This is a genomic window from Clostridium celatum DSM 1785, from assembly GCF_000320405.1.
Lineage (GTDB): Bacteria > Bacillota > Clostridia > Clostridiales > Clostridiaceae > Clostridium > Clostridium celatum.
In genome coordinates this window covers 25,477-37,755 of sequence record NZ_KB291627.1, presented here as the reverse complement: position 1 = coordinate 37,755, position 12,279 = coordinate 25,477, and the positions used below count along the sequence as shown (strand labels likewise).

Here is a 12,279-nt window from a genome sequence, read left to right as displayed (position 1 = left end):
GGTAGATATCAATAGATATCTACCATTTTAAAAACCTATAAATTAAATTTATTTTATACCATTACTTCATTAGATTCCGTATTAATTTTGTTATTTTGAATCTTATCTCTATTTTCATTATAAACAAAATATTTTTCATGTTTTCTTATGAAATAATCTGCACAAAGATACAATGGATATATTGCCCAAAGTATTGGTATATTAACATCAAAGCTATATTTTTTCCATACTAAAAGAACTACAACAAATGAATTTAGTACTAATATTAAATTTATTCCTATTAATTCCCTAATACTATTTATTTTAATAGCTTTTAAATTAATAACAAATAATATAATGGTAAGTATTGAATATACCGTGGCCATAATCATATTTTCAATATTATAAATATCCATTCCATATTTTTTCATATACATTACATATTTAAATTTTTCAATATATTCTCTCCATAAGTTGCCCCAGAAATCAAAATCTGACCATTTATTAGGAATCATATCTAATGGAATAGTTATTTTTATATTTGTTATTTTTAAGAAAATTGTTCCTAATATAATTATCATACAAAGATATATAAATAATAATATTGGCTTATTTTTTGCCTTCATAGCATATACTATTACTTTTATAGCTATTAATAATAATGCAATAATAGGAAATATCATCATTATAGCATTTGCTAAATTATAATATAAAGAAGCATTTATAGGCATTTCTTTAAATCCTAACGTGTTTGTTAAATCTTTAATCTCATTAAAGCTAAACTCTGTGCCATCAAATGATAATCCTGTCATACTTTCCTGGGAATCATCTAATAATTGAACTATAATATTTGAAGTTGTTCCTTTATGAATTCCTCTAACAACTAAACTTCTATCATTATAAATTATTTCTTTTCCTACTGCATGCTTACTTCCAAAGAGCTTATATGAAGTTTCTTCATCTATTAGGCATCCTTCTTTGTCATCTTCAAATAATAAAGGTCCGTCAATTATTAAAGAAGAATTTCCACTAACAAGTAATACTTTTAAATTATTTATAGTTCTATTGAAGTCTGGATTATATGCTGATTGCAATGATTTTTCAGCCCATCCTACCATAGAAATATCATTTTTACTTTCCTTAATAGACTTAAGTCTATCTATATTAACTTCTGTTTCCTCAAAATAGTAATTAATTACTTTTTTTTCATTCTTGATATTATTAACATAACCTATAGATAATCCAAAGCACATAACTAAAGCAAACATTAATAATACTTTAATTATTTGCCTTACTGCCCTTCTCATTCTGTCTCCAAGCGAACCCTGTCGCCATCTTCCACAGTTTTATTACTTCCAACTATAACTTGTTCATTTCTAGCTATAGTTCCATCACTAATAGCTGCAAATTCTCCATCTTTTTTCTCTACTCTAACTTCAATTTTTTTTGCAACTTTTTCTGTTCCAAGTACTGTTTCTTTTTCACTAACAGCTAAAACATAATAATTATTATTTTCTCCTTGTCTAAGTGCTGCTAAAGGCACACAAGTACCATATTTTTTAGCTGTACTTGAAATAATAAGTTCGCCCATATCATCAATTTCACCAATTCCAACTGGTAGTATAACAGTAATATCTAAGTATCCTGGATTTTCAGTACTATTCGCAATTGCTTCAATTGTTAATTTATCCACTGTTTGTGAATTATTTAAAGTTAAAGCAACCTCTTGTCCTTGCTTTACTGTACTTCTTTTATCCTTTTCAATTTGAGCTATAAATTTATACCCTGAATTTTTATCTGCAATAGATATTATTGTATCTGATGTAACACCTCCACTTTCAGCAAAAACACTTGTAACTATACCTTCTCTATCAGATTTAACTAGTCCTTTTGCCTCTATTAATGGTTGTAATTTTTCAATTTCTTTATAATATTTTTCTGTATCAACAGAATCCTTTATATCTTGAAGATTACGATCTAAATCTGTAGTGTCATTAGCCTCAGAAACAACTTGATTATACATAGCTTTTTTATTTTCATAATCTGCATTTAAACTTTCTTGTGTCATAGGATCTTTTTCTTCGTCCTTTAAAGCAGCATAATCATTTAATGCTTTTTCTGCAGCATTTAATTCATTTAATGCTGTAGTAACACTTTGATTTTTACTTTCTATTGCTTTATTATAATCTTCTATTGCCCTTGCTATAGTTTTTTCTTCCTTTTCTACATTTTCCCTAAGCTCTGATATCTTATTATTTAAATCGTCTATATTAAGTTCAACTAAAGTATCTCCAACCTTAATTGTAGAACCTAAACTTACATTAACATAGTCTATTTTTAATCCTTCAACTATAGATATTTTTTCTTCTCTACTTTTGACAATTCTGCCGCTAGCCTTAACCTCATCTACTATAGTTTTAGTTTTTGGATTTTCTGTTGTAATAACAGGTATAGTCAAAGAATCTGCAAATCTAGATAACATTGTACAAATTATCATTACAAACAAAAAAGCTACTAAAGATTTTAATGCTTTCTTTTGCAGAGTATCTTTTCCTTTTTTAACATATTTATAATTTATTATTTTTTTTATTTTCTCATTCATAACTCATCATTCCTTTACTGCTGATGCTGCAATACCTTGCTCTAAATAACTTTGTCCTGCAAAAAATACTATTATAGCTGCAACAAGTGTTACTGCTGATGCTGTAAATGCTATATCAGCATTTTCTAAAGTAATATTAGGTAGATAAATTGATAATGGCCATAGTGCCTTATCCTTTAAGAAAGTTAATGGCTGTTCTATTAAATTCCAGTATTCTAAAAATTGTAATACTACTGCTGACATTATTCCTGGCATACCTAATGGAATTCCTATCTTAATAAATATCTTTATCTCACTAGCACCATCAATTCTTGCTGATTCTATAATAGATTCCGGTATATTACAAAAAAATCTATACATTATAAATACTGAAAAAGTTGAAAATATTGCAGGTAATATAATACTTAAGTGAGTATCCAATATGTTAATTGAATCTAAAACTAAGTAACTTGATAACATTGTTACTTGGAATGGCATTAACATCACTACAATATATATCGTAAATAGTATTTTTTTAAATGGAAACTTATATCTTGCAAACCCCCATGCAGCTGCAATACCAAATAAAAGCTGCCCTAATATAGAAAAGAATACTATTTTCACAGAATTCCAAAACATTACAAAAAATTGTGGTGTATCTAATAATAGCTCTACATATGATCTTAAAGTAGGATACTTAGGTAACAATTCCCAAGATACAAAACCACTTATATTTTCTGATAAAACAGGTCCTAAATAACTCTTTAGCTCTCCAACGCCCATAAAAGAACCCGCAATTAAGAATATTACCGGAAAGCACATAAATAAAGATATTATTAGTAATATAATAAATATTAATTTTTTTTTCATTTTCTTACTCTCCATTCCTAATCTTGATTTTCCCATGCTCTTTGAAGAAGCATTATTAAAATAAATATTATAATAGCCATAACACAGATGCTGCTGCCATTTTACCAAATGACATTTCTCTGAACCAATTGTTAAATAAGTGTTGTAATAAATACATACTTTTATCTGGATAATCTCCAGCTACTAAATATGCTTCTCTAAATACTTTAAAAGAATTAAGTAGCGATAATACAGCAACAGTATATAACGTTGGCTTTAAACAAGGAAGCGTTATCTTTGTAAAACATGTAAATTCCCCTGCACCATCTACCCTTGCAGATTCATATACTTCTTTTGATATTGCATTCAGTCCTGCTAACCATAATATAATATTGTACCCTAAATTTTTCCATATGTAACTAAATACTAATATCCAAAAAGAAAAGCCTGTACTCATCCAATCTTGACTACCTATTTGAAATTTATCTAATACCCCACTTAAAACCCCCTGCTCATGAAATACAATATTCCATATTAATACTACTGAAGCTATAGGTACCGCCATAGGTATTAAAAAAGCAGTTCTTAATATTTGTGATTCTTCAACAAACTTATTTAATATTACTGCAATAAGTAATGATAATACTAATAATAATGGTATACATATACTAACAAACTTAATTGTATTTTGAGTTGCTAATTTAAATGCAGTATTACCAAATACCTCTACATAATTCTCTAACCCTACAAATTCTCTTGAAATGGCACTTTGAAAGGATCTAATAAAAACATCTAAAGAGGGAAGCAATGTAAATATTGCTACCCCTATTAGACTAGGCATTACGAAATATAAGCCAGTTAATTTTTGCTTTTTTCTTTTACGTACTTGTTCCATATTACTCTGATAAATAAAGATCTAAGTTGTCTACTATTGTATTCATAGCATCATCTAAAGTAATATTTCCTGTTGCGAATTCATTAAATTGTTTGGCAACTTCGACTAATAATACTCTATTCATTACTGGTGCCACTTGTAAGCTTTCTATTTCGCCTATTAATTTATTAACATCCTCTTCATTTGGCCATAATTGTTTTATTTCTTTTTCTTTTCCATTTTCATCTATAAATATCATGCTACCTTGAGTATAATGATTAGTTGTTTCATCAAATTCAGGTTCATAATATTCACTCTTCTCTAATTCAAATTGGTTCTTTAAAGATTTTTTATTTACTGTTAATCCTTGAGAATACATCATATTATCTTTTGATTTTTCTGAAAGCATTTCCTTTAATATTTCTTTAGCTGCATCTTTATTTTCACTCTTTGCATTTATTCCAATTACATTTGAAGGAATGAATATTTTTTCATCACCTCTAGATAAAACCTTGTAATCCAATTTAGTATCATTAAGTAAAGCTGTAATTAATGAAGAATATCCATAAGTTCCATCTAAGCTTCCATACATTAAGCTTACTGGTTCATCCATTAAGAAAGAATCAGCATAAATTGATGGACTTAAATAATATTGTAGTTCATAAACATTACTTACATCTTCATAATTTTCATCTACTTCATTTTTATCAGCAATTCCCTCTTCAGAATCTACACTAAAGTTTGAATCCTTATTAGTATCCATTTGGTATTTATCATTCATGCTTTCTATATATTTTTGATAATTTGCATCTATTGCATCATACATTTCCTTTGTTAATGTAAAGAAATTACTTATTTCATCTACATTTATAGTTTTATCACTATTAAGCCAGTTGTTTCCATATAAATAATATAAAGCATATAATAACCCTTTTGGAGAGTAATAATCAGAGAATACCCTATTATCTGATTCACTTGCTAATTTTTTAGTTAATTCAACTAATGATTTAAAATCTGTAACTGAATTTATAGTATCCTTATTACCAACTAACATTGGGAATCTAAATGATGTTGGAAATTGATATATCTTTTCATCAACAGTATAGGCATCTGCTATATTTTTAAATATCTCATCATTATCTACCATTGGAGAAATAACATCACTTAAATCTTCTAATAAACCTTTTTCAATATAAGACTCTGCTTCAAGTCCATCTAATAAAATTATATCTGGTCCATTTCCTGCCATTATTTCTGTATTTAAAGTTTTAAGTGCATCTGATTCTGTTACTCCATTATCCCAGCTTAATCCAATCTCATATTTTATATAAATATCTGGATGTGCTTTTGCATAAGCTGAAATAGCTTGTCTTATTGCATCATTTTCTAATAAAGAATATACTCTTATTTGTTGGTCTGGAACTGATGCTATTTCTGCATCATATTTGTAATTTATAAGCGTAACTTCGTTGTTTGTCCAATCATTAAATGCCGCTAAAAACTCATCATTTTCTTTTTCTATAAATGCCATTAAATACATATCTGTCATACCAAATGACGATAATGCTCCATCTATTAATTGTGAAACTTTTTTAGACTCCATATCATAAGCAAATAATCCATTTACATTATAATAATAAAGTTTATCTTTACTACCTGAATTAATAAATGATGGATAGTAAGAAGTTTGTGATTTAATAGTTTCTTTTTCTAATTCTTCTAAATTACCAATTTCTTTTCCAGTATTAATATCGAATTCTATGATTGAATCAAATCCACATATTATTAATGAATCTCCAACTAATAAAAAACTATTTATATAATCATCACTTGAAAATATATTTTTTTCTTCAAATGTTTCACCATCTATTTGAGTTATAACTTCTCCCATTCCATTAGAATAAAAAATATCACCATTAGCTGCTGATGCTAATTGCTGTGGTCCACCATACATCATTTCGTGTTCATTTTCTGTATTGTTACCTAAATCAATATCAGTTATAGTTCCACCATTTTCTATTATGGCATATTTATATTCTGGTTCTTCATATACCCACTCTTCTTTTATATTGTCATCTGTAGTTTCTGAATCACCTTCTGCTACTTCTCCTTCTGTTATAGTACCATCTAAAGTTACTGAATCCTCATTAAATGGTTCCATAAAGTAATAACTTAAAATAATTCTGCCATCACTTAAATATGTAGAACTCATAACTGCAGTTTCTTTTCCTTCTTCTTTAGGTAATTCTATAGTACTTTCAGTTAAAGTTTTACCTCCATCTTCTGATATGAATGATGTTAATTTTCCTTCTTCATTATAAGCAATAATTGCGATTTTACCATCATCTAGCTTTACCATACTTTGGATATAGGTATTACTAGGTAATTCATATCTTTCTTCTACATATCTTCCTTTTTCATTTTTTGCAGTTGTGCTATTAGAACACCCTATTGCACTAACAACAAATGTTAGTGATAACATTGTTGCAAGCATTCTTTTTAATACTTTCCCCATTTCACCCTCCACATTTTTGAAAATATTTTATTTTTTGCTATTTATTATAATATAATAACATTTTTATCCAATGTATTCTATCATATAAATCCTAATATTTTCTTACAATTTAATTACAAAATTTTAATATTTCACATTATTAGACTAATATTCTAACATAAAAGTTCCTACAAATAAAAAAAGAGTTAGTCATCTGACTAACTTTTTTTATTATTTTTTATTATTTAAATTAAAATTTAATATATTATACCCTTTATTATCAATTAATAATATCGCTTACCTTGCTAATATAGTAAATTATTAAAAATCCAACAATTAATGATATAATTAAATATAAAATATTAATTCCATTTGGCATGCCTGGGTATATAGGTATTATTGATCCAATAACAAACCCTAAAATCATCATATATGTTTTATTAGGATACCTATTGAGAGATATTTCTATTATCTTACTAGTTGCTATTGTTCCAATAAAAATTCCTAGTATCATCGGAACTAAAAACTTAATATTAAACGTATTTATAGCATTTAATGTAACATTATATAACCCTAATATAAGTAACATAAATGAGGTACTTAGGCCTGGTAATATAAATGCAACTGATATTACTATACCTGCTATAAATAGAAATATTAATCCCTTACTATCTCCTGCTGTAGCCATAACTGAAATGGCTTCTGGATCTTTTGATAATAATATTGCAATTATTAACCCTAGAATCAAAAATATAATATCAGAACTTTTCTTATTTCCTATAGTAGCCTTTTTATATAATGTTGGTATTCCACCACATACTATTCCAATAAAAAAGAAACCCATGATACTAGGAAATTTTCCTAAAATTTTTTCTATCATTCTACTAAAAAGTAATACTCCAACTATTCCACCTAAAGCTAACTGAATTAAAAGCTTACTATGTTTTTTCCAATCCTCAAAAAAGCTACCAACTGCATGTATCAAATCATCATATATTCCAAAAATTATAGCCATAGTTCCACCACTTACTCCTGGAACCAACATGGATACACCTATAACAATACCCTTTATAAAATTCATCAAAAATTTCATTTAAAATATCTCCTTATTTATGTATGTAATGCAATATAATTTTTCTATCTATCAGTTATTCATAAAATTTCCACTCCTTATATAACTTTTAATCTATTATGTTAAATTCTATTTATTACTATAATAGATTATATACATAATTATACAAAAATAAATTATAAATAAAAAGACCAGCTATTGCTGGTCTTTTTATATTGCCCATTTTTTATTTCCAGTAAATGAAACATTAAGCCATTTATTATAATCAATATGCTTAATGGCATTATTTATTTCTTCTCTTACTCTATCCATTTGATCTAGAGTTTTAAGTTTACTATCTTTATTATAAACAAAATCTATTTCAATTCTAAGCTCACTACCAATTTTAGATACTCTTGTTATAGAATCTTCAAATTTATATTCTTCTTCAATTTCTTTAACTAATACATAAATATCTTCATTTATTTCATCATCAGCCTTTACACACATTACTTCTTTAAAACTGTTTATAAATGTCTTTATAGGCATTTTTATAAATATTAAAGAAACCACTACTGTCATACCTGGATCAATATACGGATTTAAAATATTTAACTTTGTTTTTGCTAAAACTTCTGCAACTAAAAATGCAACTAATACAGCAGTACTTAATGCTGTATCCATAAACCATTGCATACACTCTGCCTTAATAAGCTCTGATGATAATTCCTTCTCTTTAATTTTCATATAAAATGAAATTACTCCACATCCAACTACTGATACAATTGAATATATAATTGCTAAACCAAGTGATACGCTATTTCCACCACTTACTATTGTTTTTATTGCATCTATTAATGAATATAAACACATAATAGCGATTATTAATGATTTTATTGAAATAACTATTGGTTCTAAAATATGTTTACCAAAAGGAAATTTATCAAAATCTCTTTTTGCCATGTAATTATTAATATATAAGGATAACATTGATAATATTAAACTGATAAATGAATATAATCCATCGAATATAATCATATCAGATTTTATCGCTCATCCCCATGCAATACCAAATAGCGCAAAGAATAACGCACCTATTACTGATAGTTTTAATATTTTATTCTCTAGTTTCATTATTCTCACCTCTATTCTCTTTTATATTTCTCAACTAGATACTTATATTTTATACTAATTGCTTTTTATTAGTAATGACTAAAGTGCTCATAAATTACAACTAATATATGCAATTGTGGTACTGATTTTATATTCAAATAGCATAAATGTACTAATTTTTTATTAAAATGTACCTACGTACATAGTTTTTTAACACTTTATTTTATTTTTTAGTTATTAAAAATATTTTATTATTATGTAATCTGGTATTTTCGTTATTATATAAAAATTTATTTTTTGAAAGTATTATCTTATATTAAGTTGTTTACTTCCATAAATTAAGTATATAATATCAAATGGAACTTATATCTAATTTATATTATTTTATCTATTTTAGTTCTATATAAATAAAATATTTTTAAAAGGAGATTATTTATCAATGAAAGAATTATTTGATTTATTTTGGACCTTTTGTAGGATTGGTGCTCTTACATTTGGTGGTGGATATGCTATGCTTCCTCTAATTCAAAAAGAAATTGTTGAAAATAAAAAATGGTCAACAGAGAAAGAAATCCTAGATTACTATGCTGTTGGTCAATGTACACCTGGAGTAATTGCTGTTAACACAGCAACATTTATAGGTTTTAAACTTAGAGGTGTTATTGGTGGAATAGTTGCTACTCTTGGAGTAATTTTCCCATCTATAGTTATAATACTTATAATTGCATCATTTCTTCAAAACTTTGCAAATCTAGCTATAGTTCAAAGTGCTTTTGCAGGAATTAGGGTTGCTGTTGTTGCATTGATTATAACTACAGTAGTTAAACTGTTAAAATCATCTGTTAAAGATTATTTAGGTGTAATAATCGCATTAGCTACATTTATTATTTCAGCATTCTTTGGATTATCACCAGTTTATATAGTAATAGCTGCTGGTTTAATTGGATTTATTTCTAAATCTTTGAGAGGTGAAAAACAATGATTTATTTAACTTTATTTTTAGAATTTTGTAAAGTTGGCTTATTTTCCGTTGGTGGGGGCCTTGCAACAATTCCTTTTCTATATGAACTAGCTGCTAAATACAACTGGTTTGATAATCAAATGTTAATGGATATGATTGCAGTATCTCAATCAACTCCCGGTGCTATTGGAGTTAACATGGCTACTTTTGCTGGATTCCGTGCCTCTGGAATACTTGGAGGTATAATTGCAACACTTGGATTAGTTACTCCCTCTGTAATAGTAATAATTATAATTGCACACTTTTTAAATAAGTTTAAAGAAAGTAGAGCTGTCGAATCAGTATTCTACGGATTAAGACCTGCTGTTGCAGCTTTAATAGCTGCTGCCGGATATCAAGTATTTAAAGTATCTATATTAGCTTTAGATAAATTTAATATAACTCATAAAATCTTAGATATAATTAATATAAAATCTACCATCTTATTAGTTGTTTTAATATTTGCTATTTCAAAATTAAAGAAACATCCAATAGTTTACATAGCTAGCGCAGCAGTTATAGGAATACTTTTTAAATTCTAGCTCACTAAAATAACAAATTATATTATTAACTTTTCACTATCACTTTTGTTCAAAACTTACCAGTTAAGCATATACTGTATTGATTCAATTTAATATGGTGGTGAATATATGAAGGCTGATATTGTTTGTGAAGGTGGTGGAGTAAAAGGAATTGCTTTATTAGGCGCAATTTACTATTTACAAGAACAAGGATATACATTTGAGCATTATGCCGGTACTTCTGCAGGTGCAATAGTTACATCTTTACTTGCAGTTGGATATAGTGGTAAAGAATTAAAAGATATCTTATTAAATTTAGATTTTAAATATTTCTACGATAAAAATAAATTAACCTTATTGCCATTAATAGGTTCTGCAATAAGTTTATTTAAAAATAAAGGATTATTTTCCGGCAATAACATAGAAGAATATCTTAATGATATGTATAAAGCTAAAGGTAAAAGTAAATTTAAAGATATTGCTATAAATGGTGAAAGTCCTCTTAAAGTAATTGCATCCGATGTTACAAATAAAGAACTTCTTATTCTTCCTGATGACTTAAAAAAATACAATATAGATCCATTAGAATTTGAAATCGCTAAGGCTGTAAGAATGAGTATTAGCATTCCATTTTACTTTAATCCTGTAGTTCTTAATAACGGAAAAAGTTCAAGCTTTATTGTTGATGGTGGCTTATTAAGTAATTTTCCTGTATGGATTTTTGATGTAGAAAATAATCCGCGGTGGCCAACTTTTGGCTTAAAATTAGTTAGTAATAAAGATTTAAAAAAAGTTCATCCTAATAAAAGTAATTTAATTACCTTTGCTTGTGATGTAGTGGATACTATTCTGACCAAAGATGATGAGGCATTTTTGAACAATAAGGATTCTGTACGTACTATAAAAATAAAAACTTACGATGTTGGAACTGTTGATTTTGGTATATCAAAAGACGAATACTTAAATTTATTTAATTCTGGCTATAACTGCGCTAAAAGCTTTCTTGCAAAGTGGAATTTTGATTCTTATATATCAAGATATAGATGTAAATAATATTAATAGTTAAAATTTGAATATGAAAATGATGATATAAATTTATGTAATATTAGTTTTATATCATCATTTTTTTACTTTTACTTCAAAATATTTTCTATTCTATAACCTATCTCTTTATTGGCTAGCCTATACCCTTCTTCTACCATTTCATCTTCACTAATTTCATTCCCAAGTAATGAATCTATAGTCAATTGCCCTCTGTTGCTAAAATATTTATCTAAAAGCCCCTCTTCAATTTTCTCTTGCGAAACAATAGAGTAATCATCTAATATATGCTTAACATTAAATCCAGCTTTTCTTAATGCTCTTCCTACCAAAATACTCCTATGACATCTTAAAGGATCTTGCATTGCACCAAGTAATACTATCTTATACCCCTTTTCACATCCAACCTTCAATCTTTCAATTCCTTTAATAAAATCATCTTCATATATTACTTTTTCAAAATCAGAATATCCCTCTTCATTATATGATTGTTTATTTATTCTTTTTGCTGCAAATTCCTTTGCCATATAAATATATATAAATCCTGCTTTAGTTAAAGTATATTTAATAGTTTCCTTATCAAATTGAACATTATATTTTGAATATGGAGTACCTCTAATATCAACTACGCAATCAATTCCAAAATATTTTAACATTTCTATCAATCTTTCTATAGAATAATTAGAATGTCCTATTGTATATATATCCATAACTATACCTCCATTTATATCTGTTTAAATTATATATTCACATATACCAATTTAATAACATATATA

At 26.9% G+C, this 12,279-nt stretch carries 11 protein-coding genes; 3 read left to right on the top strand and 8 right to left on the bottom strand.

The annotated features are described in order from the left end of the window. Positions 1-53: 53 nt before the first annotated feature. The 7 genes from HMPREF0216_RS06345 to HMPREF0216_RS06315 form a co-directional block, all read right to left on the bottom strand. On the bottom strand, positions 54-1,286 hold the full coding sequence (locus tag HMPREF0216_RS06345) for an ABC transporter permease (RefSeq protein WP_005212643.1): 1,233 nt from the start codon (positions 1,284-1,286) through the stop codon (positions 54-56). Continuing rightward, positions 1,283-2,581 carry an efflux RND transporter periplasmic adaptor subunit gene (locus tag HMPREF0216_RS06340; RefSeq protein ID WP_005212642.1) on the bottom strand — a complete coding sequence of 433 codons (1,299 nt, stop codon included), beginning with the start codon at positions 2,579-2,581 and terminating at the stop codon, positions 1,283-1,285. The genes HMPREF0216_RS06345 and HMPREF0216_RS06340 overlap by 4 nt, the downstream gene beginning before the upstream one ends. A 6-nt stretch (positions 2,582-2,587) precedes the next feature. Next, positions 2,588-3,430: a carbohydrate ABC transporter permease gene (locus HMPREF0216_RS06335; protein ID WP_040419153.1), complete on the bottom strand. Its 843-nt coding sequence runs from the start codon at positions 3,428-3,430 to the stop codon at positions 2,588-2,590. Between the two features lie 67 nt (positions 3,431-3,497). Next, positions 3,498-4,304, bottom strand: coding sequence for a carbohydrate ABC transporter permease (locus HMPREF0216_RS06330; RefSeq protein ID WP_005212633.1), 807 nt, complete (start codon positions 4,302-4,304; stop codon positions 3,498-3,500). Between the two features lies 1 nt (position 4,305). Next, on the bottom strand, positions 4,306-6,798 hold the full coding sequence (locus HMPREF0216_RS06325) for an ABC transporter substrate-binding protein (protein ID WP_040419150.1): 2,493 nt from the start codon (positions 6,796-6,798) through the stop codon (positions 4,306-4,308). A gap of 259 nt (positions 6,799-7,057) precedes the next feature. Next, on the bottom strand, positions 7,058-7,870 hold the full coding sequence (locus HMPREF0216_RS06320) for a DUF368 domain-containing protein (protein WP_005212630.1): 813 nt from the start codon (positions 7,868-7,870) through the stop codon (positions 7,058-7,060). A 189-nt stretch (positions 7,871-8,059) separates the two neighbouring features. After that, positions 8,060-8,866, bottom strand: a complete 807-nt coding sequence (locus HMPREF0216_RS06315; RefSeq protein ID WP_040419148.1) for a cation diffusion facilitator family transporter — start codon at positions 8,864-8,866, stop codon at positions 8,060-8,062. 514 nt (positions 8,867-9,380) lie between these two features. Here HMPREF0216_RS06315 and HMPREF0216_RS06310 point away from each other — a divergent pair. The 3 genes from HMPREF0216_RS06310 (at position 9,381) to HMPREF0216_RS06300 (ending at position 11,515) form a co-directional block, all read left to right on the top strand. Then, positions 9,381-9,923, top strand: a complete 543-nt coding sequence (locus tag HMPREF0216_RS06310; protein WP_005212627.1) for a chromate transporter — start codon at positions 9,381-9,383, stop codon at positions 9,921-9,923. Then, the gene (locus HMPREF0216_RS06305) at positions 9,920-10,483 is read left to right on the top strand and encodes a chromate transporter (RefSeq protein ID WP_005212625.1); all 564 of its coding nucleotides are present in this window, start codon (positions 9,920-9,922) and stop codon (positions 10,481-10,483) included. The genes HMPREF0216_RS06310 and HMPREF0216_RS06305 overlap by 4 nt, the downstream gene beginning before the upstream one ends. A gap of 108 nt (positions 10,484-10,591) precedes the next feature. Then, on the top strand, positions 10,592-11,515 hold the full coding sequence (locus tag HMPREF0216_RS06300) for a patatin-like phospholipase family protein (protein WP_005212623.1): 924 nt from the start codon (positions 10,592-10,594) through the stop codon (positions 11,513-11,515). 80 nt (positions 11,516-11,595) lie between these two features. Here the strand turns inward: HMPREF0216_RS06300 and HMPREF0216_RS06295 are convergent, their stop codons facing one another. Then, the gene (locus tag HMPREF0216_RS06295; RefSeq protein ID WP_005212616.1) at positions 11,596-12,213 is read right to left on the bottom strand and encodes a DUF488 domain-containing protein; all 618 of its coding nucleotides are present in this window, start codon (positions 12,211-12,213) and stop codon (positions 11,596-11,598) included. Positions 12,214-12,279 lie beyond the last annotated feature (66 nt).